The organism is Stenotrophomonas sp. YJH_SMC_14-1, assembly GCF_059372275.1.
Window position 1 is genome coordinate 171,375 of the sequence record NZ_JCAFVK010000003.1, and the last position, 23,474, is coordinate 194,848.

General features: G+C 67.9%; 18 protein-coding genes and 1 riboswitch. Of the genes, 7 read left to right on the forward strand and 11 right to left on the reverse strand.

The genetic code is table 11. The features are described from left to right. Window positions 1-28 precede the first annotated feature (28 nt). Window positions 29-251, reverse strand: a riboswitch (cobalamin riboswitch). Window positions 252-394: 143 nt separating this feature from the next. After that, a complete protein-coding gene (locus AC5P9P_RS10250) occupies window positions 395-973 on the forward strand; it encodes a histidine phosphatase family protein (protein WP_049432948.1) in 579 nt (192 codons plus the stop codon). 91 nt (window positions 974-1,064) lie between these two features. Here AC5P9P_RS10250 and AC5P9P_RS10255 read toward each other — a convergent pair whose 3' ends face one another. Both AC5P9P_RS10255 and AC5P9P_RS10260 read right to left on the reverse strand, forming a co-directional pair. Continuing rightward, window positions 1,065-1,427 (reverse strand): TfoX/Sxy family protein, encoded by a 363-nt coding sequence (locus tag AC5P9P_RS10255; RefSeq protein WP_005407939.1) that lies wholly within the window; start codon window positions 1,425-1,427, stop codon window positions 1,065-1,067. After that, window positions 1,424-1,906 carry a GAF domain-containing protein gene (locus tag AC5P9P_RS10260; protein ID WP_005407940.1) on the reverse strand — a complete coding sequence of 161 codons (483 nt, stop codon included), beginning with the start codon at window positions 1,904-1,906 and terminating at the stop codon, window positions 1,424-1,426. The genes AC5P9P_RS10255 and AC5P9P_RS10260 overlap by 4 nt, the downstream gene beginning before the upstream one ends. A 68-nt stretch (window positions 1,907-1,974) precedes the next feature. Between AC5P9P_RS10260 and bioD the strand changes: the two genes are divergently transcribed. Beyond that, complete coding sequence (gene bioD / locus AC5P9P_RS10265) at window positions 1,975-2,658, forward strand: dethiobiotin synthase (protein ID WP_033835405.1); 684 nt, start codon at window positions 1,975-1,977, stop codon at window positions 2,656-2,658. Window positions 2,659-2,733: 75 nt separating this feature from the next. Here the strand turns inward: bioD and AC5P9P_RS10270 are convergent, their stop codons facing one another. From AC5P9P_RS10270 to msrB, 4 genes are all read right to left on the reverse strand, one after another. Beyond that, window positions 2,734-4,182: an aminotransferase-like domain-containing protein gene (locus AC5P9P_RS10270; RefSeq protein WP_088470545.1), complete on the reverse strand. Its 1,449-nt coding sequence runs from the start codon at window positions 4,180-4,182 to the stop codon at window positions 2,734-2,736. Between the two features lie 255 nt (window positions 4,183-4,437). Continuing rightward, window positions 4,438-5,175, reverse strand: coding sequence for a peptide-methionine (S)-S-oxide reductase MsrA (msrA, locus tag AC5P9P_RS10275; RefSeq protein WP_049432952.1), 738 nt, complete (start codon window positions 5,173-5,175; stop codon window positions 4,438-4,440). A 14-nt stretch (window positions 5,176-5,189) separates the two neighbouring features. Then, window positions 5,190-6,959: a cytochrome c biogenesis protein DipZ gene (locus AC5P9P_RS10280; protein WP_242899082.1), complete on the reverse strand. Its 1,770-nt coding sequence runs from the start codon at window positions 6,957-6,959 to the stop codon at window positions 5,190-5,192. Between the two features lie 2 nt (window positions 6,960-6,961). Further along, window positions 6,962-7,537 carry a peptide-methionine (R)-S-oxide reductase MsrB gene (gene msrB / locus AC5P9P_RS10285; protein ID WP_005407946.1) on the reverse strand — a complete coding sequence of 192 codons (576 nt, stop codon included), beginning with the start codon at window positions 7,535-7,537 and terminating at the stop codon, window positions 6,962-6,964. 144 nt (window positions 7,538-7,681) lie between these two features. Here msrB and AC5P9P_RS10290 point away from each other — a divergent pair, with 144 nt between their 5' ends. Together AC5P9P_RS10290 and AC5P9P_RS10295 are read left to right on the forward strand one after the other, a co-directional pair. Then, complete coding sequence (locus AC5P9P_RS10290) at window positions 7,682-8,401, forward strand: response regulator transcription factor (RefSeq protein WP_049402693.1); 720 nt, start codon at window positions 7,682-7,684, stop codon at window positions 8,399-8,401. Then, a complete protein-coding gene (locus AC5P9P_RS10295; RefSeq protein WP_495232741.1) occupies window positions 8,398-9,867 on the forward strand; it encodes a sensor histidine kinase in 1,470 nt (489 codons plus the stop codon). Before AC5P9P_RS10290 ends, AC5P9P_RS10295 begins: the two co-directional genes overlap by 4 nt. On the opposite strand, the gene AC5P9P_RS10300 is transcribed toward AC5P9P_RS10295, so the two are convergent. Together AC5P9P_RS10300 and AC5P9P_RS10305 are read right to left on the reverse strand one after the other, a co-directional pair. Further along, window positions 9,864-11,210 carry an ATP-binding protein gene (locus AC5P9P_RS10300; protein ID WP_111188327.1) on the reverse strand — a complete coding sequence of 449 codons (1,347 nt, stop codon included), beginning with the start codon at window positions 11,208-11,210 and terminating at the stop codon, window positions 9,864-9,866. The two genes, AC5P9P_RS10295 and AC5P9P_RS10300, sit on opposite strands and share 4 nt — an antisense overlap. Beyond that, window positions 11,207-11,896 (reverse strand): winged helix-turn-helix domain-containing protein, encoded by a 690-nt coding sequence (locus AC5P9P_RS10305; RefSeq protein ID WP_005407950.1) that lies wholly within the window; start codon window positions 11,894-11,896, stop codon window positions 11,207-11,209. Before AC5P9P_RS10305 ends, AC5P9P_RS10300 begins: the two co-directional genes overlap by 4 nt. Window positions 11,897-12,246: 350 nt before the next feature. On the opposite strand from AC5P9P_RS10305, the gene asnB reads away from it, so the two are divergent. After that, window positions 12,247-14,148 carry an asparagine synthase (glutamine-hydrolyzing) gene (gene asnB / locus AC5P9P_RS10310; RefSeq protein ID WP_088436423.1) on the forward strand — a complete coding sequence of 634 codons (1,902 nt, stop codon included), beginning with the start codon at window positions 12,247-12,249 and terminating at the stop codon, window positions 14,146-14,148. 761 nt (window positions 14,149-14,909) lie between these two features. Here the strand turns inward: asnB and AC5P9P_RS10315 are convergent. Beyond that, on the reverse strand, window positions 14,910-15,257 hold the full coding sequence (locus tag AC5P9P_RS10315; protein ID WP_033835413.1) for a phasin family protein: 348 nt from the start codon (window positions 15,255-15,257) through the stop codon (window positions 14,910-14,912). A 116-nt stretch (window positions 15,258-15,373) separates the two neighbouring features. After that, the gene (queD, locus tag AC5P9P_RS10320) at window positions 15,374-15,736 is read right to left on the reverse strand and encodes a 6-carboxytetrahydropterin synthase QueD (RefSeq protein WP_033835414.1); all 363 of its coding nucleotides are present in this window, start codon (window positions 15,734-15,736) and stop codon (window positions 15,374-15,376) included. Between the two features lie 192 nt (window positions 15,737-15,928). On the opposite strand from queD, the gene AC5P9P_RS10325 reads away from it, so the two are divergent. Both AC5P9P_RS10325 and AC5P9P_RS10330 read left to right on the forward strand, forming a co-directional pair. Further along, window positions 15,929-18,568: a TonB-dependent receptor plug domain-containing protein gene (locus AC5P9P_RS10325; RefSeq protein ID WP_495232742.1), complete on the forward strand. Its 2,640-nt coding sequence runs from the start codon at window positions 15,929-15,931 to the stop codon at window positions 18,566-18,568. A gap of 74 nt (window positions 18,569-18,642) precedes the next feature. Further along, complete coding sequence (locus AC5P9P_RS10330; protein WP_495232743.1) at window positions 18,643-21,237, forward strand: M14 family zinc carboxypeptidase; 2,595 nt, start codon at window positions 18,643-18,645, stop codon at window positions 21,235-21,237. A 477-nt stretch (window positions 21,238-21,714) separates the two neighbouring features. Here AC5P9P_RS10330 and AC5P9P_RS10335 read toward each other — a convergent pair whose 3' ends face one another. Then, the gene (locus AC5P9P_RS10335) at window positions 21,715-23,127 is read right to left on the reverse strand and encodes a DEAD/DEAH box helicase (protein WP_005412154.1); all 1,413 of its coding nucleotides are present in this window, start codon (window positions 23,125-23,127) and stop codon (window positions 21,715-21,717) included. Window positions 23,128-23,474: the final 347 nt, after the last annotated feature.

Consider the following 23,474-nt stretch of genomic DNA (forward strand, 5'->3'; position numbering starts at 1 on the left):
GGTCATCCAGCGCCATGCCCACCGCATCGCGACCTGAGGCTTCCGGGCCGGTCTCCGGGCTTGCCGCCGGGTGGCGCGAGGCCACCGTCCAGGCGCCTTCCCATGCCTGCGGCACAGTGGCGGTGTTGCCTGGAACTGACGTGCTTACCGTTGCGGGGGCAGCGCCGGCCTGGCGTGGAATCACGCGTCACCGGCTTCCCGTTTCAACCTGCCGGCCATGGCCGCAGGTCACCTGGAAGTGGGCGCAGTCTACGGCATCGCAGGCCGTCCCGTTGCGTCGCGCCTGCGCGACTGCCTTTGCTGTGCCTTTAGAATGGTTGCTCGATCCCGTGGTGCCGTTGCCGATGTCCGCCCGTTTTCCGCTGTACCTGCGTCGCCCGTCCGGGACGCCCGCATGATCCTCGACCTGGTCCGCCATGCCGGCAATGGCCGTGACGAGTTCCTTGATGGCCGCAGCGACCCACCGCAGCTGGCCGGGCTGCCGCAGGAGCTGGTCGAGGCCTATGCCGGGCAACGCTGGGAGCGGGTGATCAGTTCACCGCGGTTGCGCGCGCTGCATACGGCGATGGCCTTGGCCACGCCGCGTGGGCTGGACGTGGAAGCGGACGAGGAATGGGAAGAGCTGGACTTCGGCGATTGGGACGGGCGGTCGCTGTTCGACTTGCCGGAGGATGCACTGGCGGCCTTCCATGCCGACCCGCACGCGTTCCCGCCGCCCAATGGCGAGAGCTGGGGCCACTTCGAGCGGCGCATCGCGCGCGCGCTGGATCGCCTGCTCGATGATGACGATCCGGTGCCGACGCTGGTGGTCAGCCATGGCGGCCCGTTGCGCATGGTGCTGTCGCAGGTCTGCGGCCTGCCCATGTCGCTGTGCTGGGCGCTGCGTATCGACCACGGCACGCGCCTGCGGGTGTGGCTGGAGCGCGGCGAGATCGGGCTGGTGGGTGAGCTGCTGGAGCTGCAGCAGTCCTGAGCGCACTCGCCGGGCATGGCCCGGCGCTACCGATCCCGCATCACACTGGTAGTGCCGGCCGCTGGCCGGCATCCCCAGGAACGCGGAGGCCTCAATCCTCGTCCGCGCCCTCGGCCACGCTGTCCTCAGCGTCATCGTCGGCATCGAAGCGCTGCTCATGCACTGGGCCCGACGCCGGGCCGGCTGCCTTCAGCGGATGCGCAGCGATGCGTGCTTCGTAATCCTGCACCAGTGCTTCACGCTGTGGCTCGCTCAGCTCCTGCCAATGGCAGTCCAGCAACGCGCCTTCCAGCGAGTACAGCAGGTTCAGGCTGGGCTTGAAGCCGGCGCGCTTGACCTTGACGAAGGCGCCGACGGCTCCGATCGCGACCAGGTCGTCGCGGCTGCGCAGGCCGACCTGGCGCAGCCACGCCGCACTTTTCGGGCCGATGTTGCGCAGCTTCGGTGCGCTCATCCCAGCGCCTCGACGAACACGCGGGCGATGGCTTCCAGGCCAGCCTGGTCGTCGGCATCGAAGCGGCCGACCTTCGGGCTGTCGATGTCGAACACGCCGATCAGTTCATCGCCGCGCAGCAGCGGCACCACCAGTTCCGAGCGCGAGGCCGAATCGCAGGCGATGTGGCCGGGGAAGGCGTCGACGTCCTCTACGCGCTGGGTCACGCGCTGGCTGGCGGCGGCACCGCACACGCCCTTGTCCAGCGGGATGCGCACGCAGGCCGGCAGGCCCTGGAACGGGCCGACCACCAGTTCCTTGCCGTCGTACAGGTAGAAGCCCACCCAGTTCAGGTCGGGCAGGGCGTGGTAGACCAGGGCCGAGAGGTTGGCCGCGTTGGCGATGCGGTCGGACTCGGCGTAGACCAGGCCACGGGCCTGTTCCAGCAGCTGGGCGTATTGTTCCGGCTTGCTGCCGGTGAGCGAGGCATTGGCGAACATGACAGCAGTCTAGCAAGCGCGCCGGGCCGGCGATAATGCACACACTGTTGCCCTGTTGGAGCCCGTCGATGCCGTTGCCCGCCACGCTGCCGCCCGCCCTGTTCGTCACCGGCACCGATACCGAGATCGGCAAGACCGCGGCCAGCACCGCGCTGCTGCACGCACTGCGCCGGCGCGGCCTGCGCGCGGTGGGCATGAAGCCGGTGGCCAGCGGCAGCGAAGACCTGGGCCAGGGCCTGCGCAACGAAGACGCATTGGCGCTGCAGGCGGCCAGCTGGCCGGTACCGGACTATGCCGATCTGAACCCGTATGCGTTGCGCCAGCCGCTGGCACCGGAGCTGGCCGCTGCCGAGGACGGCGTGCAGGTGGAGCTGGCGCCGATCGTGGCAGCGTTTGAGCGGCTGCGCGCGCAGGCCGATGTCGTGGTGGTGGAGGGTGTTGGCGGTTGGCTGGCACCGGTCTCGGCCACGCTCGACCAGCTCGACCTGGTGCGCGCATTGCGGTTGCCGGTGTTGCTGGTGGTGGGCATGCGGCTGGGCTGTGTCAACCACGCGCGTCTGACTGCGCAGTCGCTGCAGGCCAGCGGCGTGGAGTGCCTGGGCTGGATCGGCAACCACATCGACCCGGCGATGCAGCGCCAGGATGAGAACATCGCAACGCTGCAGCAGCGCCTGCCGATGCCGTGCTGGGGGCGGCTGCCGCATCTGCCGGGAGCGGATGGCCAGATCCTGAGCACGCATCTGCTCGATTGACCTGGGGTAGTGCCGGCCGCTGGCCGGCAACCTCGATGTATCCACCTGCGTGCAGTTGCCGGCCAGCGGCCGGCACTACCGTGCTGCGGCCGCCAGCTCCCGCGCGATCGCACCCAACCGCTCCACCGCGCCGATGAAGCGTGCATCGAGCGTCTGGCAGCACGACAGCCGCAGGCAATGGCGATACCGCGCGCCGCGTGAATACACCTGGCCGGGCATGAACACGATGTCCTCCTGCAGTGCACGCTCGAACAGCTCGCGCGTGTCCACGCCCGGCAGTTCCAGCCACAGCAGGAAGCCACCCTGCGGTTCGGTGGCGCGGGTGCCGGCCGGGAAGTGTTCGGCCACCAGCTGGCGCAGCCGTCCGACCTGTTCGCGGTACAGCCGGCGCATGCGATGCAGATGGTGCTCGTAGCTGCCCGCTTCCAGATAGGCCGCCACCGCGTCGCCCAGCAGCTGCGGCTCGCCGCCGGTGGACTGGAATTTCAGCAGCGCGATGCGCTCGGCGAAGCGGCCGCCATCGAGCCAGCCGATGCGGTAATCCGGCGCCAGCGTCTTGGAAAAGCCGCCGACCACCATCACCCAGCCATCGCGATCGAAGGCCTTCAGGAGCGGTGCCGGCGGTTCGCAGAACTGCAGTTCTGCATACACCGCATCTTCGATCAGCGGCAGCTGGCGTGCGTTGACCAGTTCGGCCAGGCGTTGCTTGGCGGTGGTCGGCATGGTGCAGCCGAGCGGGTTATGCACGGTCGGCATCACCACCAGTGCGGCCAGCGGCGTGTGCTCCAGCAGCGCGTCCAGCGCATCCACATCCAAGCCGAGCTGCGGATGGGTGGGCAGTTCGATGGCCTGCAGGCCGAGGTTGGCCAGCAACGGGTAGAGGTTGAAGTAGGACGGCGCCTCGATGCCGACCGCATCACCGGGCTGGGTGACCGCGCGTAGTGCCAGCTGCAGCCCTTCCATCGCACCGTGGGTCAGCAGCAGGCGTTCGCTGTGGGTATGCAGGCCCATGCGCGGGCCGCGGCGCACGATCTGCGCCAGCAGCCGTGGCGAGCCGTTGGGGCGTGCATACGTCTCCACGGTCTGCTGGCCATGGCGCAGTACCTGCGCCGTGTGCTTGGCCAGCTGCGCTCCGGGGTAGAACTGGCGACCGCGCGGGCCGGCAAAGGCCAGGTCGATCACGCCGGGGCGGCGCTGTGCTTCCAGCACGCGGGCCATCAGTACCTGCTGCAGCGGCGCGGTGGGCGCAGACGGTGTGTCGCGCAGCGAACGTTCCGGCACCGACAGCCGCGGCGCGACCTCGAAGCCGGCCTTGGGCCGGGGAATGACCAGACCAGCGTCTTCCAGCTGGCGGTAGGCGGCGATCACCGTGTTCAGGCTGAGCCGGCGCTGCAGGGCCATCTGCCGCAGCGAGGGCAGGCGGCTGCCTACCGGAAGGCGTCCGCCGTGGATGGCCTCGGCCAGTTCGTCGGACAGCCGTTGGTAGCGGGGGGGGATCATTGCGCTCTGATCATCTGTATCCATCGAGTTTCCCGCCATCTGGTGCTGTACCCATGATGACGGCGAGCCTAGCATGTCGTTGTCGGCCGGGCCTGATCGGGGCACGGCCGGTACTTTCCAAGCGCACGGCTGGATGGCCGTGCGTCTTTTTTTGGTAGTGCCGGCCGCTGGCCGGCAATCCCTGGAACCGCAAGAGCCGGCCAGCGGCCGGCACTACCCGGGGCGTTACCGCATCGGCAGGAGCCGCACCGAGCGCCAGCCGGCCCCACGGAAATGCCGTCAGCGCATCGGCACCAGCGCTGCATCGCGCCGGTACAACGCCGGGAACTGCCTGCCCAGCGCGGCCAGCTTTGGCGCGTCGTAGTAGCGGATGTAGGCGGCCTGCGGGTAGTTGGTCATGTAGTTCTGGTGGTAGCTCTCGGCCGGGTAGAAGCGCTGGCCGCTGACCAGCTGGGTGACGATCGGCGCGCGGAAGCTGCCGGCCTGGCCGAGCTGGGCGATGTAGGCGCGGCTGGCCGCCTGCTGGCGGGCGTCGTCAGTGAAGATCGCCGAACGGTACTGGCTGCCGTGGTCGGGCCCCTGGCGGTTGAGCTGGGTCGGGTCGTGCACCACCGAGAAGAACACCTGCATCAACTGCGCATAGCTGACCTGGCGTGGGTCGTAGTCGACCTTCACCGCTTCGGCATGACCGGTCTGACCGCTGCTGACCCGCTCATAGCGGGCATTGGCAGCGCTGCCACCGATGTAGCCGGACACCGCATTGCTCACGCCTTTGACATGCTGGAACACGCCCTGCACGCCCCAGAAGCAACCGCCGGCGAACACCACGCTGGCGTGGGTGGTGTCATCGCGGAACGCAGCGTCGCCCGTGGGTACGGGCAGTGCCTGGGTCTGCGCGCTGGCTTCGACCGGTGCCGCGATGGCGCCGTGGTCAACCAGCAGCACACCGGCGATCAATGCCGTGGCCACCAGTCCGGCAACGCCAGCGGCAATGCCCTGCTCAAAGGAGAATTTCATCGTGTCCTCCCGGTTCAACCGAAGGTGAAGGCATAGGCCTGCACGCCCGCATCGAGGAATTCGATCTCGAAGCGGTGCGGGCTGACCGTGCCGCGTTGGCGCACCAGCTGGTAGAGGCGGTGCTCGTCGACCACGCCGCTGCCATCGGCGCCGACATCAGTGCCGGCATCGGTGGCCGGCAATGGCTTGCCATCCAGCAGGACGCGGAAGTGCACCGGCTTTCCTTCCTGGCCTGGTGCCAGCACCAGGTGCAGGTCGCGCGCATGGAACTGGAAGGCGATGCGGCCACCGGCCTGCTGCACCTGCGCAGCCTCGTCGGTAACGGTCCAGCGTCCGGACAGGCCCCACTGATTCAACGCCAGGGTGGCCGGCAATGTGTAGTCGAACGCGGTGTCGCTGCGCTGCCCACCGGGCGAGGCGAACTGCTCGGCACGGGCGTGGCCCAGATAGGTTTCCGGCGAGCGCAGATTGCCCATGTCGGCCTGCGCAGCCACGCCCTTCAGATCGGCGGCGGCCGGATCGGCCGGCGCCGGCAGGTTCGTCTGGCCGGCCTCGGTCAGCAAGCGACGGATCACCTGTTCCGAGCGCGCATAGTTGCCCTCGCCGAACTGGTGGCTGCGGATGTTGCCCTGCGCATCGACGAAGTACTGCGCCGGCCAGTAGCGGTTGTTGAACGCGCGCCAGATCGTGTACTGGTTGTCCAGCGCCACCGGGTACTCGACCTTCAGCTGCTGCACCGCCTTCATCACGTTGCGCGGGTCACGCTCGAAGGCGAATTCCGGGGTGTGCACGCCGATCACCACCAGGCCGTGGTCGCGATAACGGCGCTCCCATTCGTGCACGAACGGCATCGCGCGCAGGCAGTTGATGCACGAGTACGTCCAGAAATCGACCAGCACCACCTTGCCGCGCAGCTGCTGGGCCGTCAGCGGCGGGCTGTTGAGCCAGCCGGTGGCACCGTCCAGCGCGGGCAGGGTGCCTTCCACTGGCAGCGGTGCACTGGCACCCGCATCGGGGCCCGCCATCATCATCATCGACGGTGCTGCCGGCTGCGTGCCGGGTACCGCATCCAGCAGGCCTTGCTCGATGCGCGCGGTGCTGACCGCGGACAGGCGGGTCAGCAGGCCGGTATCCCAGCCCAGGCCGATCGCCACCACCGCCAGCAGTGCGGCCACGCCCAGTACCTTGCGCAGCACATCGCCGAGGCCGAGCCGCGCCTGCAGCGCGCGGAACACGCGGCCACCTACCCATACCGCCAGCGCCAGTGCGGTAATCGCGCCCAGTGCGTAGGCCAGCAGCAGCGTGCTGCTGCCGGCGCTGGCCCCGTGCAGCGCGGCACCGGTCAGCACCAGGCCGAGGATCGGCCCGGCGCAGGGTGCCCACAGCAGGCCGGTGGCGATGCCGATCAGCAGCGAGGTCCATGCGCCGCCATTACCTGCGGCATCGGCTGTATCTGCACGCGCGCTCAGCCGCGCACCCACGCGCTGGAACGGTGCCAGCAGATGGTCGGCCAACCGCGGCCACAGCAATGCCAGCGCGAACAGCGCCATCAGCAGCAGGGCGATCCAGCGTCCGACCTGGTTGGCCTGTGCCACCCATTGGCTGCCCACCGCAGCCAGGCTGGCGACCACGGTGAAGGTGAGTGCCATGCCCAGCAGCAGCGGCAGCGTGCTGCGCAGGAAGGGGCGGTCGGCACGCGCGAACACGAACGGCAGCACCGGCAGGATGCAGGGACTGAGCAGGGTCAGCGCGCCCCCCAGGTAGGCAAGCAGCAACAGCAGCATCGTCAGGCTCCGGAAGCAGGGGAAGAACCGACCGGCACCCGCCAGCCATCGGCGGTACCGCCCTCAGCGGCACCGGGAACGAACACCATCGCTGCGCCGTTCATGCAGTAGCGAAGTCCGGTTGGGCGAGGCCCGTCGTTGAACACATGACCGAGGTGGCCACCGCAGCGGCGGCAGTGCACCTCCACCCGCAGCATGCCGAAGGTGACGTCGCGGTCTTCGCCGATGGCGTTGTGCAGTGGCGCCCAGAAGCTGGGCCAGCCGGTGCCGCTCTCGAACTTGGTGGAGGAGGAGAACAGCGGCAGCGCACAGCCGGCGCAGGCAAACGTGCCCTGCCGGTGTTCTTTGTTGAGCGGGCTGCTGTACGGGCGCTCGGTCGCCTGCTGGCGCAGCACTGCGTACTGCGCCGGGGTCAGGCGCTGGCGCCAGTCGGCATCGCTGCGCATGACCTCGAACTGTCGCGACGGGCGCGCTTCAGCGGCGGCCGGGGCGGCGCGGCTGCAGGCCCCCAGGCCGAGCAGGCCGGCGGCGGTGGCAACACCGCCCAGGCCCAGCAGATGGCGTCGGGTAAGGGACATGGCGGACTCCGGGAAGGGGCGACGGGGCCATGCTGCGCCCGCCCGGGTCAACGAATCCTCACGCAGGATTCAATTTTTCGTGAGGTATCGGCGTCCATCCCGCGCCACAATGCAGCCAGCCTCCCCACTGGCCCCGAGCTGCCGATGTCCACCAAACGCGTGCTGATCGTTGAAGACGATGCCCACATCGCCGACCTGCTGCGCATGCATCTGGGCGATGAGGGCTACGACGTCGCCCATGCCGCCAGCGGCGATGCCGGCCTGCGCCTGCTCGAGCAGGAAGGGCCATGGGATGCGCTGGTGCTGGACGTGATGCTGCCCGGCGTGGACGGCCTGCAGGTTTGCCAGCGTGCACGCGCGATGGCGCGCTATGTGCCGATCATCATCATCAGTGCGCGTGGCAGCGAAACGCAGCGCATCGTCGGCCTGGAACTGGGTGCGGATGATTACCTGGCCAAGCCCTTCTCGATGCCGGAACTGGTGGCCCGTGTGCGTGCGCTGCTGCGCCGGGCCGAGGCGATGGCGCAGAGCGCGCGCATCGATGCCGGCGCGATCGAGCTGGGCGGTCTGCAGCTGGACCCGGTCGCGCGTACCGCCTCGGTGGATGGCAACGCACTGGAGCTGACCCCGCGCGAGTTCGACCTGCTGCTGTTCTTCGCCCGTCATCCGGACCAGGTGTTCGCGCGCATGGAACTGCTCAACCAGGTCTGGGGCTACCAGCACGATGGCTACGAGCACACGGTCAACACCCACATCAATCGCCTGCGCAGCAAGATCGAGCGGGACCCGGCCAATCCACGGCGGCTGCTGACGGTGTGGGGCCGTGGCTACAAGCTGGTCGATCCTGCCGGGGCGGCGGCATGATCAAGCCGAACCTGTGGCAGAAGCTGGCGGCGGTGATCGCTGCGCTGATGCTGATGTGCTGCATGGCGTTGCTGGCGCTGCAGATGCGCGCCAACACCCGCCACGAGCAGGAAGTGGTGCAGCGGTTGTCGCTGGGCCTGGCCGAGCACATTGCCCAGCGCAGCGAACTGATGGACACCAGCGGCATGCGTGATGCCGCCGTGCGCGCGCTGTTCGGCCAGCTGATGGCGGTCAACCCCAGCGTCGAGGTCTACCTGCTGGACGACCAGGGCCGCATCCTCGGCCACGATGCGCCGACAGGCCATCTGGTGCGCAACCGGGTGGACGTGGCACCGCTGCGCCGGCTGCTGGCCGGTGCGCCGTTGCCGATCCTGGGCGATGACCCGCGCAGCACGGACGGCCGCAAGGTGTTCAGTGCCGCGCCGCTGATCGTGCAGGGTCGCCAGGCCGGTTATGTGTACGTGGTGCTGGTCGGCGAACACCGTCAGATGCTGTCCGACGACCTTGCCGCCGGCAGCCAGTGGAACACCACGCTGTGGTCGGTGATGCTTGTCGGCAGCCTGGGCCTGCTGGCCGGGTTGGTGGCCTTCTATTGGGTGACGCGCCCGCTGCGGCGGCTGACCCGGCGCATCCAGGCCTTTGACATCGACGCACCCACGCCGTTGCCGCCGCCGGAGCCGCTGCGTCCCGGTGAGCGCGACGAGCTGGTGATCCTCGAACACGCACACGCGCAGATGGCGCAGCGGCTGGGCGAGCAGTGGCAGCAGCTGCGCCAGCAGGACCTGCAGCGCCGCGAGCTGGTCGCCAACATCTCGCACGACCTGCGCACGCCGTTGTCGTCGCTGCACGGCTATCTGGAAACGCTGGCGCTGAAGGACGCCACGCTGTCGCCGGACGAGCGCCGCCGCTACCTCGGTATCGCGCTGGCGCAGAGCGCCAAGGTTGGCCGGCTTGCGCGTGCGCTGTTTGAGCTGGCGCGGCTGGAGCATGGCGAAGTGCGCCTGGAGTGGGAGGTGTTCGCATTGCCGGAGCTGCTGCAGGACGTGCTGCAGAAATTCGAGCTGGCGGCGCAGGCTCGCAACCAGCACCTGCACGCGGACTTCCCGCCCGGCCTGCCGCTGGTGCGCGCCGATCTGGGCCTGGTCGAGCGGGTGCTGACCAACCTGCTCGACAACGCGCTGCGGCATGCGCCCGACGGTGGGCGGATCGAGGTGTGCCTGCGCGCGACGCCGGACAGCGTGGAGGTCAGCGTGGCCGATGATGGACCTGGTGTTGCCCCTGCACTGCGCACGCAGCTGTTCCAGGCACCGGCCGCGCTGGGCGCGCGACGTGGAGAGAACGGCGGGTTGGGCCTGCTGATCGTGCAACGCATCGTGCAGTTGCACGGCCGCCGCATCGAACTGCGTGACAGCGAGCGCGGCGCGTTGTTCGCGTTTGCGTTGCCGCGTGCGGAACCCGCGGCCTAGCAGGCCGCATTGCACTCCACGGCAGCGCCGCTTTCCAGCGGCAGGTGCAGTCGGATGCAGGCACCACCCAGCTCCGAATCGGTTACTTCGACCAGGCCGCCATGCTTGTCGGCCACCACCTGCACCAGCGCCAGTCCGAGGCCGAAACCGGGGCTACCCGGATCCAGCCGCACATAGGGTTGCAGCACCTGGCCGCGCAGTTCGGGTGCGATGCCGGGGCCATCGTCCTCCACCTGCAGGCACAGCCAGCCGTCGTTGACCGTGCTGGCGATACGGATCTGCCGCCGCGCATAGCGCAGGGCATTGCCGAGCAGGTTGCGCAGTGCCAGTTCCAGCATGTGCCGGTTGACGTTGACCAGGCCCGCCGGCGACAGCACCTGCTGTACCGGCATCGGCAGCGGTGCGAACTGGGCCACCACGCCACGTACCAGTGCCGCCAGCTGCAGGCGCTGGCGGGTCAGCTGATGGCAGCGGCCGAGCGCGGCGTACTCGACGCCGGCATCGGTGAGGTGCTGCAGCCGATCGACATCAGTGCGCAGGCCGCCCAAGGCATCACGCTGGATCTCGTCCAGCGCGGTGTCCTCCAGGTCGGCCAGGCCGAAACGCATCCGCGCCAGCGGCGTGCGGACTTCGTGCGCCACTGCCTGCGCCAGCACGCGCTGGCTTTCCAGCAGCTGCTGCAGCTGCTCGGCCATGTGATTGAAGGCATTGGCCAGCGGCCGCACCAGCGCTGTGCCGGCGCGCGGGGCGCGCGTGTCCAGCTGGCCGTCGCGCATCTGCCGGGCGGCCTGGGCCAGCTGCGAGACGTCGCGCCACAGGCGGTAGACCATCACGTACATCGGCAGCGCCACGGCCACCATCAGGATCAGCAGCAGGATCGCCACGCCTGACACTTCGCTGTCCTGCCAGCCCTCGTCAGGCAGCGCTTCGTCCAACGGCCCCAGCATCACCGCGTAGTCGCTGTCGCCGATCCGCTGCAGGCTGCGCATGTGCTCCAGGTCGATCTGCACCCGGCCGTTGCTGAAGGGGGGGCGCTGGCTGGCCGGCAGCGCCTTCATCGCCTCTGCCAACGGCACCATGCGCAGGGCATAGGCGAAGTCGGCGTCCAGTTCGCGCGCCAGCGTCGGCCACTGCTCGCGCGGGGTTTCGGCGAAGCGGTGCTGCAGCAGGGCATGGGTACCGCGCATCTCGGCCAGCAGTCCGGCTTCGGTGCGGTCTTCCAGCAGCGCATCCCAGGCCCACAGGCCCAGCACGATCAGTAGCAGGTGGGCGACCAGGAAGCCGATGCCGTAGCGCAGGAAGTGGAAGGCGTGGCCGCGCATCGCCGAGGGCGTGCGCTTCATCCCCATGCCGAGCGGCTGAACAGGTAGCCGCGGCCACGTACGGTCTTGATCCGCTCCGGTTGTTCAGGGTTGTCGCCCAGCTTGCGGCGCAGGCGCGAGATGCGTGCATCGATCGAACGGTCCAGGCCGTCGAAGGCAATCCCGCGCAGGCCGCGCAGCAGCGCATCGCGGTCCAGGATCTGGCCGGCATTGCTGGCCAGCAGGAACAGCAGGTCGAACTCGGCAGTGGTGAGCTCCAGCAGCGCGCCCTGCAGGTGCACGTTGCGGGTGGACGGGTCGATGCTCAGCTCGCCGAAGCGGAGGCTGCCGTCGCGTGGTTCGACCCGGCGGTGACGGCGCAGGTGGGCGCGCAGGCGGGCCAGCAGCACCCGTGGTTCGATCGGCTTGCCGATGTAATCATCGGCGCCCAGTTCCAGTCCCAGCACCTGGTCGATGTTGTCGGTGCGGGCGGTCAGCACGCAGATGATGCCGTCATAGTGGGGGCGGATCTGCCGACACACTTCGAAACCATCCTGGTCGGGCAGGCCGACATCGAGCAGGACCAGGGCGGGCTTGTCGGCCAGGATCCGGGCCACCGCACGCTCACCGCTGCGCTCGTGGGCCACCTGGTAGCCATGCCGCTGCAGATAGTCGCTGACCATCGTACCCAGGCGGGCATCGTCTTCGACCAGTACGATATCCAGCATTTTCAAGGCCTCCGTGGACGCACACGTACCGCCACGGCACGAGCGCGGCGATGCTATCCCAGCCTTCGGGCCGCCCGGGTCCCGGGGGCGGGCGCCATTCAGCCGGGGTTGCTGGCGCACGGGCCGGGCCTCAGGCCTGGCAACAACTTGGCGTCCAGCATAGCCTGATGCTGTTACAAAACGTTACCTTCGTGATACGCACGGTGACCATCGCTGACAGCAAAGCGACTGACGCAGGGCCGGGGGCGGGCCGAGCATGGAGTCTCCTCCGCTCCGCGTGTCGCTCCCATGTCGCCCGCCGCCGCCTGCCTGCTGAACCCGTCCCGCCGCTGCCGCTGCGGAGGTGCCCGATGAGCGGCGTGGTCGGGGCCTGGCTGCCGCCCGCCGAGGACGAACACCTGCTGCAGCAGCTGGCGCCAATGCTGCGCGCCCTGCAGCAGCGCGGCCGGGGGCGCATCGGCTACTGGACCGACGCCGAGGCCGGCCTGGCGCTGGGCCACTGCCGGGCGCCAACCGATACGCCGTTGCAGCCCCTGAGTTCGGACTGTGGCCGTTACGTGCTGTGCCTGGATGGCCGGTTGTACAACCGGGCCGACCTGCAGTCGCAGCTGCGCGATCTGCCACGCAGCTGCAGCGATGCGCGGCTGCTGCTGCAGGCGATCATCGAATGGGGCGTGGAACGGGCGCTTTCCCGCATCGAGGGCGCGTTCGGTTTCAGCGTATGGGATCGCGAGTCGCGCGAACTGTGGCTGGCCCGCGACCCGGTTGGCGAGCGGCCGCTGTACTACGGCTGGTACCAGGGCCGGTTCCTGTTCGCCTCGGAAATGAAGGCACTCCAGGCCTTTGCCGGTTTCGCCCCGAGCATCGACCAGGATGCGCTGAGCCTGCTGCTGCGCCATGACTACGTGCCGGCACCGCACACCATCTACCGCGGCATCCACAAGCTGGTGGCAGGCGCGATGCTGCGCATCGATCTGAATGACCATGCGGCTGGCGGCTCCAGCCAGGCCGCACAGGGTGGTTCACGCTACTGGTGCGCACGCGATGCGATGCAGAGCGCACTGCAGGAACCGCTGCAGCCGGCGCCGAGCCTCGAGCAGGCGACCGACCAGCTGGAAGCTGTGCTGCAGAAGGCCATCGCCGCACGCATGCATTCGCCGCTGGCCTGCGGCGCGTTCCTGTCCGGCGGCACCGATTCCTCGCTGGTGACGGCGATGATGCAGGCACAGTCGACGCTTCCGATCGAAGCGTGGACGGTTGGCTTCGACGATCCCGGCCATGACGAGAGCGATTGGGCCTCGCAGGTCGCACGGCATCTGGGCGTGCAACACCACCTGCACCGGATGGACGCGCGACAAGGCCTGGATCTGCTGCAGCGGCTGCCGCAGGTCTGGTGCGAACCGTTCGCCGATGCCTCGCAGCTGCCGACCCTGCTGGCCAGTGAACTGCTGGGCGCGCGCAAGCCGGTGGCCCTCACCGGCGACGGTGGCGATGAACTGTTCTTCGGCCACCCCAGCTATGGGCGCGCGCTGCGCAATGCGCGCCTGTGCGGTGGCCTGCCGGACTGGGTGCGTGATCTGGCGCGGCGCAGTGGCAACCGCATGAATGTCGAGCGCGGCCGCCTGGGCGGCTGGCGCGCACTGGTGGCGGAAGTCGCCGCCAACGACGTGGAAGGTCACTACCTGCAGCGCGTGACGCGCTGGCGGCAGCCGGCGCAGGTGGTGCTGGGTGCACGCGAGCCGATGACGATCTTCCAGCAGCAGGACACGGCGCTGCCGGCCGAGGCCCGCATCCAGCTGCTGGATTTCCGCATGGATCTGGCGGAGGGCATCCTCGCCAAGGTTGATCGCGCGGGCATGGCGGCGGGCGTGGAGACGCGCGCGCCGCTGCTGGACATGGAGGTGGTGCGGTTGGCCTGGCGCCTGCCGCAGCACCTGAAGTACCACGATGGGGAGCACAAGCGGATCCTCAAGCATCTGCTGGCACGCTATCTGCCGGAGCCGCTGGTGTATCGCCCCAAGCGCGGCTTCGGACCGCCGATGGCGCGCTGGTTGGCGGGCCCGCTGCGCGACTGGGCGGAGGCGTTGCTGGACCCGCAGCTGCTGCGCAACCAGGGCTGCTTCGATGCGGCACGCGTGCGCGGCATCTGGGAAGCGTTCCTGCGGGGTGAGCGCAAGTGGCACACGCACCTGTGGAACGTGCTGATGTTCCAGGCGTGGCACCAGCACTGGCACGTCAATCGCGGGCGTTGAAGTTGCTTCGCGGTGTGTTCTGCGCGGGGCAGGGCGTAGGCCCTTGCGTACGAATGTCCTCCGGCGCCGGCCGTTGGCCGTCACCTCCCCCTTTACTTCGTACGCAAGAGCCTACGCCCTGCGTTCGGAGTTCGTCGGCGCTTCCTTGAAAGGCGGCCGCTTGCTGCGCTTTCCTCACCGCACGCCGAGCCTCGTCGGGGCGGGCAGGGGTTTGGGCAAAGTAAAGGAGGAGGTGACGGCCAACGGCCGGCGCCGGGGGACATTTGCCCAGGCCCCTGCCTGTCTCGGCGGGGCCCGTCAGTTCGCGGGGAATCGGGACGAAGACACGCGTGTGGCGGATTCATTCTGCGTGGCGCCGGGCGGATGCCCTTGCGTACGAATGTCCTCCGGCGCCGGCCGTTGGCCGTCACCTCCCCCTTTACTTCGTACGCAAGGGCATCCGCCCGGCGTTCGGAGTTTGTCGGCGCTTCCTTGAAAGGCGGCCGCGCGTGCTGCGCTTTCCTCACCGCACACCGAGCCTCGTCGGGGCGGGCAGGGGTTTGGGCAAAGTAAAGGAGGAGGTGACGGCCAACGGCCGGCGCCGGGGGACATTTGCCCAGGCCCCTGCCTGCCCCGACGGGGCCCTTCAGCTCGCAGAGACGTCGGGCGAAGACGCACTTCGGTATCCAAACGCCAGGCAAAAAAAGACCCGGCAGAGGGAGGGATCTGCCGGGTCCGGATTGCGTGGGGGGAGGGACCCACGCAATGAGCGTTGCGTCGCGTCAGTGGTTGCTCGCGTCCGCCGTTGATTCGTTGTAGCCCTGCACCAGTTCGGACCAGGCCTTACCGGCCTGCAGGCCGAGACCGACCACGTCCTGATGGGCCTGGCCCAGCCGCTGCAGGTTGTCCTGCCACAGCTGTGCGCCCTTGTTGAGCATCCCGGCCGTGTCGTCACTACGGGCCAGTTCACCCAACCAGCCGCCGGTCGCGGTCAGGTTGCGCTCCATCGCCTTCAGCTGCACGCCGAACATGCTTTCCGCGTTCTCCAACGCCAACCGGTTCGCGCGGGTTGCTGCGGCGGCGAGCTGGCGGGTTGCATCACTGAAGCGATCGCTGAAGGCGGCGGCCATGGGGCATCAGGGAGTGGCTTGATGCATTGCAGCATACGCTCTTGATGCCGCATTGCAACAAAAATAACAAAGGCGCCTAGGGTGCCTTTGAAAAACCTTTCAGATCAATGGGTTGATCAGGCCATCGGGCCCCGGTAGCGGCAGCCGGAGGTGCAGGTTTCGTGCACGGTGATCTCGCTCAGCGCCGGCAGGCTGGGCTTGAGTTCGTTCCAGATCCACACCGCCAGGTTCTCGCTGGTCGGGTTCTCCAGGCCGGGGATGTCATTGAGGTAGTGATGGTCCAGGCGGTCGTATATCGGCTGGAAGGCCGCCTTCACGTCGCCGAAGTCCATGATCCAGCCGGTCTGCGCCCCCGGCTCGCCCTCGACCTTCAGTTCCACCCGGAACGAGTGGCCATGCAGGCGCGCGCACTTGTGCCCCGGCGGCACGTTGGGGAGGCGGTGCGCCGCCTCGAGCATGAAGACTTTGAAGATTTCCATGGCGCGATTGTACGCCGCAGGTGGCCGGTCATCCTGAGCGGATGTTTGGCTCTCGTGAAGTAACTCTTTCCATCCGGATGAAGAGATGATAGTTTCTCTTATATCCGTATGAAGAGATGTTATTGGCCGGATCCCGGCCAGGCATGGACTACTGCGGAACTACGTCGCCCTTTCCACCTCCCCCACATCGTCATGCCCAAGCACACCCTGCTCGTGGCGGCCCTGGCCGTCGCTCTGGCCGCGCCTTTGTCCGCCGCCGCCGAAACCTCCGCCGATGCCAGTGGCGAAGCCAGTACCCTGGCCGCCGTGCGCGTCACCGGTTCCAACATCAAGCGCACCGATACCGAGGCCTCCAACCCGGTGCAGGTGATCGGCCGCCAGCAGCTGGAACAGACCGGCAAGGCCACCGTGGCCGATGTGCTGCGTTCGATCTCGGCCAACACCGGCAACGCCAGCAACGAAACCACCAACAATGGTTGGGCGTCCGGCTCGGCCGGCATCGGCCTGCGTGGCCTGTCGCAGAAAAACACGCTGGTGCTGCTCAACGGCCGTCGCCTGGCCAACTACGGCTTCCCGGCCGGTGGCCTGTCCGACACCTTCGTCGATCTCAATGCGCTGCCGCTGGTCGCGGTCGAGCGCATTGAGGTGCTCAAGGACGGCGCCTCGGCGGTGTACGGCTCCGACGCCGTGGCCGGCGTGGTCAACATCATCACCCGGCAGAACTTCGAAGGCGCCGAGATCGGCGGCAGCTTCGGCGGTGCCGACCAGGGCGGCCTGCACGAGCAGAACCTGAAGTTCGTCGGCGGCCTGGGTGATCTCGACACCGATGGCTACAACATCCTCTTCAGCCTGCAGGGGTACAACCGCGAGCGCCTGGACCAGGACGAACGCAACCTGACCAAGAGCGGCATCTATACCGACAAGCCGGGTGGCCGCTGGAACGGCTGGTCGGCCAAGGGCGCGCGCTACCTGGTCAACGGCGTCTCGGTGCCGATGCTCGATGCCAACGGTAACTGCCCGACCGGCACCACCCGCGTCGCCAGCGCACCGATCGACGGCCTGGCCGGCGACACCTGCGGCTTCAACCAGGCACCGTTCACCACGCTGATCCCCTCGACCAAGCGCTACCAGGCCTACGCCAACGGTACCTTCCGCCTGAACGACAACGTCGAAGCATTCGGCGAAGTGCTGTACAGCCAGATCAAGAGTGCCGCGTGGTTCGGCAGCAGCCCGTTCTTCACCCTGGAGAGCGGCCGCTTCGCACTGAACGCGAACAGCGGCCTGGCAGAGCCGGTGTCGTCGCTGCTGCCGGCCAACAATCCGTACAACCCGTACGGCCGCGCGATCCCGATCGAGTACACCTTCTTCGACCTGGGCGGCACGATCAAGACCAACCGTTCCACCGCCTACCGCGGCGTGTTCGGCCTGCGTGGCACCACCGCGTCGTGGGACTGGGAAGTGGCCGCGTTCGGTGCACGCAGCAGCGAGCGCGAGAGCGTGTCCGGTGGCTTCGCCAACCGCTGGGCGCTGGCCGACGCGATGGCCACGGGCAGCTACAACCTGCTCAACCCGGCGGCCACGCCGCAGTCGGTGCGTGATTCGATCAACATCGCCACGCTGCGTCCGGCCGAATCCAAGCTGCAGGGCATCGATGCGAAGATTTCCGGCAGCCTGGGCCACACCTGGGCCGGCGAGATCGGCTTCGCCGCCGGCGCCGAGTGGCGCCGCGAAAAGCTCGACTCCAACAACCCGTGGCAGATCGATGCTGGCCTGCAGGTGCGCCCGGCCATTGCCGAAGTACACGGCAAGCGCCAGGTCAGTGCGGCCTACGCCGAAGTGAACGTGCCGCTGGCCTCGACGCTGGAGCTGTCCGCCGCCGCGCGCGCTGATCACTACGATGATTTCGGCGATGCGTTCTCGCCGAAGATCGGCCTGCGCTGGCAGCCGCTGGATGTCCTGCTGGTGCGTGCGTCGGCGTCGAAGGGCTTCCGTGCGCCGTCGCTGTCGGAAAACTCCAACAGCACCAGCATCGCCTACGGCAGCGTGGTCGACCCGCGTGATCCGGACGTGCCGGGCTCGCGCCAGAACCCGACCTTCTTCACCGTCGGCAACAACGAACTGAAGCCCGAGCGCACCAAGAGCGTGAACTTCGGTGTGGTGCTGTCGCCGTGGGCCAATACCAACCTGAGCGTGGACTACTACCGCATCCAGCTGGACAACCTGGTCGGCACCAACAACACCCAGACCCTGGTCAACGACAACGTGGCCGGCGCCGTGCAGCGCGATGAGCGCGGCAAGCTGCAGGCGGTCTACAACCGCTACCAGAACCTGAGCGAGCTGAAGACCTCGGGCATCGATGTCGAGCTGCGCCAGCGCATCCCGACCGCGGCGCTGGGTGATTTCACCGTGTCCTCGGCCTACACCCACGTGCGCGACTACCGTCGCCCGACCGTGGTCGGTGGGCCGCTGGTCGACTACGCCGGCAGCAACCTGGGCGCGACCCTGCCCAAGGACAAGGCCACCACCATGCTGGACTGGAAGTACGGTGATTTCAACGCAGCCGTGACCTGGTACTACACCAGCAGCTACCGCCAGGAGGCCAGCACCGCCGCCAAAGCCGTGCAGCAGCGCGTCGGCAGCTACAGCCAGTACGACCTGTACCTGGCCTACACCGGCATCGACAAGCTGACCGTGTATGCCAAGGTGCAGAACCTGGCCGACAAGACGCCGCCGTACGACGCCTCGTTCCCGGGCATCCGCGCGCCGTACGACTTCAGCCAGTACGACCTGCGTGGCCGCTACTTCACGCTGGGCTTCGATTACCGCTTCTGATCCATCCGCCGCGGCCGGTCACCTGAGGGGACCGGCCGCGCGATCGTCTGCCGTTGTGTTCCAGGGGAGTCACCGTGTCCTTGCATCGCCGTGCCGTTCTTCCGTTGCTGCTTGCCGCCGCTACCGCACTGTCCTTGCCGCAGCCGGCGCAGGCACAGAGCGCGTACTTCTTTCCGCAGGTCACCGACGCAGCGGCGTTCGATGCGGCGGTGCCGACGCCGGAGCAGTTCCTCGGCTACCCGATCGGCAGCCGTTACACCCGGCACGACCAGCTGGTGGCGTATTTCCAGGAACTGGCGAAACGCTCGGACAAGATCAGCGTGCGCGAGATCGGCCACAGCTATGAAGACCGCCCGCTGTTGATCGTCACCGTCACCGCTGCAGGCAATCATGCGCGGCTGGAACAGATCCGCCAGCAGCACGCGACCCTGGCCGATCCGGCGCAGCCGCGCAGCGCCGCCGGTGACAGCCCGGTGGTGGTGTGGCTGGGCTACAGCGTCCACGGCAACGAGACCTCCAGTGCCGAGGCAGCGATGCTGACGGCGTACTACCTGGTAGCCAACCGCAGCGCAGAAACCCAGCAATGGCTGCAGCAGGCGGTGGTGCTGTTCGATCCAGCGCAGAATCCGGATGGTCGTGACCGTGCTGCCAACTGGCACAACGCCTGGGCGTCCGACCCGGCTTCTGCCGACCCCGCCGACAAGGAACACGTCGAGCCGTTCCCGCAGGGTCGTACCAACCACTACTTCACCGATCTCAACCGCGACTGGCTGGCCCTCACCCAGCAGGACTCACGGCCGAAGGTGGAGGTGTTCCACCAGTGGTACCCGAACGTGCAGATCGACTTCCACGAAATGGGCAAGGACAGCACCTACTACTTCGAGCCCTCGCCGAAGAGCATGCACAGTCCGCTGATTCCGGCGGCGTCGTATGAATTCAACAAGACCCTCGCCAAGTACCACGCGCAGGCGCTGGATGCGCTGGGGTCGCTGTACTACACCGGCGAGAATTTCGACAACTTCTCGCCGGTGTACGGTTCCACCTATCCGGACTTCCATGGCGCTGTCGGCGTTACCGTCGAGCAGGCCAGCTCGCGCGGCCGCGTGCAGGAATCGGTGAATGGCCTGCTGACCTTCCCCTTCACCATCCGCAACCAGGTCGCCACCGGGCTGGGCACGGTGCGTGGCGCGGTGACCGAGCGCAGCGGCCTGTTCGACCTGCAGAAGCAGTTCTTCCAGAGCGCGCTGAAGCAGGCTGCGCAGCAGCCGGTGAAGAGCTTCGTGTTCGGCGATGCGCATGACCCGGCCCTGACCCGTCGCCTGCTGGAACTGCTGCTGCTGCACCGGATCGAGGTGCGCGCACTGGACCGTGCAGTCACTGTCGATGGGCAGCGCTTCGATGCCGGCAGCGCCTACGTGGTGCCGGTGCAGCAGGCGCAGTTCCGCCTGGTGCATTCGATCTTTGCCGAGACGCCGCGGATCAAGGGTGATGTGTTCTACGGCAGCACCAGCTATGCAATCGCACCGGCCTACGGCGTGGCCTTTGCGGGCAGCCGCAGCCGTATCGAAGGCGGCGCACGCGTGGCCGCGCTGCCGGTGGAGCAGGGCGCGGTGCTGGGCGGCGAGGCCGGATTCGCCTACGCCATCGACTGGCGCGACTACAACGCCGGGCGCGCGCTGGCCGCGCTGCAGGGCAAGGGCGTGAATGCACGCGCGGCATTCCAGCCGTTCACCACCGCGACCGCGCAGGGTGACGTCAGCTTCGCCGCCGGCAGCCTGGTCATTCCGGTTGCCGGGCAATCGCTGCAGGGCGCGGCGCTGCTCGAGACAGTGACATCCGCCGCGCGCGAGGCGGGCGTACAGGTCCACGCGCTGTCCAGCGGCCGCAGCCGCGAAGGCATCGACCTCGGCAGTGACGGCGTCAAGGCGCTGCGCAGGCCTGCGGTGGCACTGGTGATGGGCGAGGGCGTGGCCGCCACCGAAATCGGATCGGCGTGGTTCCTGCTCGACCAGCAGCTGCAGTTGCCGGCCAGCAAGCTGGATCCGCAGCAGCTGGGCAAGGTACCGCTGGACGGCTACACCACGATCGTGCTGTCCGGTGGCACCTACACGGGCGTCGATGCCACGGCGGTGGCTGCACTGAAGCGCTGGGTGCAGGCCGGTGGTTCACTGGTGACCTACGGCAGTGCCTCGAAGTGGGCGATCGAGCAGAAGCTGGCCGACGGCGAAAAGCTCGGCAAGGAAGAAGAGGCTGCTGATGCAAGTCGCCGCGCGTTTGGCGACCAGCGCGACATCGCTGCGATCGAGCGGGTCAGCGGCAACATTCTCAGTGCCGACGTGGATACCAGCCATCCGTTGGCGTTCGGCGTGCCGCGCCGGCAGCTGGCGATCAACAAGGAGAACACGGTGACGCTGCAGCCGAGCGCGAACCCGTTCTCCACGGTGGTGCGCATCGACACGCCGCCGCGGGTGAATGGCTACCTGTCCGAGCGCAACCGCACGCGGGTGGCGGGTAGTGCGTGGCTGCTGGTGTCGGCGCAGGGGCAGGGCAACGTGGTGCTGTTTGCCGATGACCCGGCACACCGCAAGTACTGGCACGGAACGGACCGACTGCTGATCAACGCGATCTTCTTCGGGAATCTGGTGAATCCGAGTAAAGCGCGGGGTTGAGGTGTTTGGCGCCGAGTTTCTGTTGTGCTTGGGAGGCAGGGGGCCTCAGCCAGGACACGCCGTAAACCCATCCATGGGGGCTCGATGGCGCCATCCTTGGCGCCAACGGTCCTGGCTGAGACCCCCTGCCTCCCATGACAGTTTCCTGCGGGCGCGGACGCATCAGACCCCAAGGCGGGAGCAAGGGCAAATACAAAAGCAAAAGCAAAAGCAAAAGCAAAGCCAGGAATTGCGACTTCGGCTTTTGCCTTTGAAAATTTGAATTTGATCTTTCTTCTCCCGGCTACCCGGCGGGACAAGAAGGCGCAGGCAATGCTTGAAGCGGATGGGAATGGGGGCAGCGCAGAACCGTTGGCGCCATGGATGGCGCCATCGAGCTTACATGGACGTATTTACAGCGTGTTCTGCGCTGCCCCCATGCCCATTCGCCCTCGATAGCCTCCGCGCAGCGGGAAGCACCCTCGATGTCAGCTGGGATCAGCCGGCGCGACCACCGCCGCCACCCTGGCCACGACCACGGCCGCCACCATTGCCACCACCGCCACGGCGCTGGCCCTGGCCGGCACCTGCACGCTGCTGGCCATTGCCACCGCCTTCGCGGCGGCCACCGCCGGCCTTCTTCGGGCCTGCGTGCGCGTGGCGCGGCGCATCACCGTGCGGACGGCGCGCATGGCTCTTGCGCGGTGCGCGCTCGCCGGTATCGTGCTCGGCCTTGCCCGGCGCACTGTTGCCCCAGCGGATCGGCACCTGCAGCTCGAAGCCCGGTACATCGCGGATGTCCATGTCGCGGCCCAGCAGGCGCACGATCGCGCGCAGCAGCTTCACTTCATCCTGCGCCACCAGCGAAATCGCCTGGCCGGTCGCGCCGTTGCGGCCGGTACGACCGATGCGGTGCACGTAGTCCTCGGCCACCATCGGCAGGTCGAAGTTGATCACCTTCGGCAGCTCGTTGATGTCGATGCCGCGCGCGGCGATATCGGTGGCCACCAGCACGGTCACGCGGCCGGCCTTGAAGTCGCCCAGCGCACGCAGGCGCTGGCCCTGGCTCTTGTTGCCGTGGATCGCCGCGGTCTTGATGCCCGACTTTTCCAGGAACGAGGCCAGTTTGTCGCTGCCATGCTTGGTGCGGGCGAACACCAGGGTCTGCTCGCGGCTGTCCTGCGCCAGCAGGTGCAGCAGCAGGTCGCGCTTGCGACCGGCATCGACCGGGTGCACGCGGTGGGTGATGGTTTCGGCCACGGTGTTCTTCGGCGTCACCTGGATCTGTTCCGGGTTGCGCATGAACTCCAGCGCCAGCTGGCGGATGTTGTCCTCGAAGGTGGCCGAGAACAGCAGGGTCTGCCGGTTCTGCTTCGGCAGCTTGGCCAGGATGCGCTTGATCGACGGCAGGAAGCCCATGTCGAGCATGCGGTCGGCTTCGTCCAGCACCAGCAGTTCAATGCCGGACAGGTCGATGCTGCGACGCTCCAGGTGGTCGATCAGGCGGCCCGGGCAGGCCACCAGCAGGTCCACGCCACGGCGCAGGATGTCCAGCTGGTTGCCCATGCCGACGCCGCCGTAGATACAGGCGCTGGGAATGCGCAGGTACTTGCTGTAGCCGCGCAGGCTGTCGTGCACCTGGGTGGCCAGTTCGCGGGTCGGTGCCAGGATCAGCGCGCGCGGCTTGCGTGGGCCGCTGCGCACTTCCTGCGAGGCGGTGCCCAGGTGCTGCAGCAGCGGCAGGCCGAAGGCGGCGGTCTTGCCGGTGCCGGTCTGTGCGCCGGCCAGCAGGTCACGACCGGCCAGTGCCAGCGGGATCGCCTGCTGCTGGATCGGGGTCGGGTTTTCGTAGCCCTGCTCGGCAAGCGCACGCAGCAGGAAGGGCGCCAGGCCCAGCGATTCAAAAGACATTGAGTTTGCTCCAAGTACAAGAAACGCCTGTCCGAACGGACAGACGGGGGCAGATCAAACTGATCGGCTGACTCGGAGCGTTCCCGTGAACCGCGCTGCGAGAATTGGGTGCAGCCGGCACGAAGCGCAGGCTGGAATGCGTGACGAACGGCGTCGGAGTGGGGGCGGGCGAAGAGGGCGGATCCTGGTCGCCGGCGATCCCGGAGGGAAACGGACGGCCGCTGCAGACCGTGCAAGTCTAAACGATGTTTGAGACTTCACGCAAAAAGACCTGTTCAGGTAGGGGTTCTCTCTGCAGGGCTGCGCCCTGCACCCGCAGAGGCTGAAGCAACGTCAAAGGCCGGGTT

Excerpts from the sequence above, each read along its gene's own strand:
- AC5P9P_RS10250 (WP_049432948.1), top strand. The coding sequence starts at position 395 with ATGATCCTCGACCTGGTCCGCCATGCCGGCAATGGCCGTGACGAGTTC.
- AC5P9P_RS10255 (WP_005407939.1), bottom strand. The coding sequence starts at position 1,427 with ATGAGCGCACCGAAGCTGCGCAACATCGGCCCGAAAAGTGCGGCGTGG.
- AC5P9P_RS10260 (WP_005407940.1), bottom strand. The coding sequence starts at position 1,906 with ATGTTCGCCAATGCCTCGCTCACCGGCAGCAAGCCGGAACAATACGCC.
- bioD (WP_033835405.1), top strand. The coding sequence starts at position 1,975 with ATGCCGTTGCCCGCCACGCTGCCGCCCGCCCTGTTCGTCACCGGCACC.
- AC5P9P_RS10270 (WP_088470545.1), bottom strand. The coding sequence starts at position 4,182 with ATGGATACAGATGATCAGAGCGCAATGATCCCCCCCCGCTACCAACGG.
- msrA (WP_049432952.1), bottom strand. The coding sequence starts at position 5,175 with ATGAAATTCTCCTTTGAGCAGGGCATTGCCGCTGGCGTTGCCGGACTG.
- AC5P9P_RS10280 (WP_242899082.1), bottom strand. The coding sequence starts at position 6,959 with ATGCTGCTGTTGCTGCTTGCCTACCTGGGGGGCGCGCTGACCCTGCTC.
- msrB (WP_005407946.1), bottom strand. The coding sequence starts at position 7,537 with ATGTCCCTTACCCGACGCCATCTGCTGGGCCTGGGCGGTGTTGCCACC.
- AC5P9P_RS10290 (WP_049402693.1), top strand. The coding sequence starts at position 7,682 with ATGTCCACCAAACGCGTGCTGATCGTTGAAGACGATGCCCACATCGCC.
- AC5P9P_RS10295 (WP_495232741.1), top strand. The coding sequence starts at position 8,398 with ATGATCAAGCCGAACCTGTGGCAGAAGCTGGCGGCGGTGATCGCTGCG.
- AC5P9P_RS10300 (WP_111188327.1), bottom strand. The coding sequence starts at position 11,210 with ATGAAGCGCACGCCCTCGGCGATGCGCGGCCACGCCTTCCACTTCCTG.
- AC5P9P_RS10305 (WP_005407950.1), bottom strand. The coding sequence starts at position 11,896 with ATGCTGGATATCGTACTGGTCGAAGACGATGCCCGCCTGGGTACGATG.
- asnB (WP_088436423.1), top strand. The coding sequence starts at position 12,247 with ATGAGCGGCGTGGTCGGGGCCTGGCTGCCGCCCGCCGAGGACGAACAC.
- AC5P9P_RS10315 (WP_033835413.1), bottom strand. The coding sequence starts at position 15,257 with ATGGCCGCCGCCTTCAGCGATCGCTTCAGTGATGCAACCCGCCAGCTC.
- queD (WP_033835414.1), bottom strand. The coding sequence starts at position 15,736 with ATGGAAATCTTCAAAGTCTTCATGCTCGAGGCGGCGCACCGCCTCCCC.
- AC5P9P_RS10325 (WP_495232742.1), top strand. The coding sequence starts at position 15,929 with ATGCCCAAGCACACCCTGCTCGTGGCGGCCCTGGCCGTCGCTCTGGCC.
- AC5P9P_RS10335 (WP_005412154.1), bottom strand. The coding sequence starts at position 23,127 with ATGTCTTTTGAATCGCTGGGCCTGGCGCCCTTCCTGCTGCGTGCGCTT.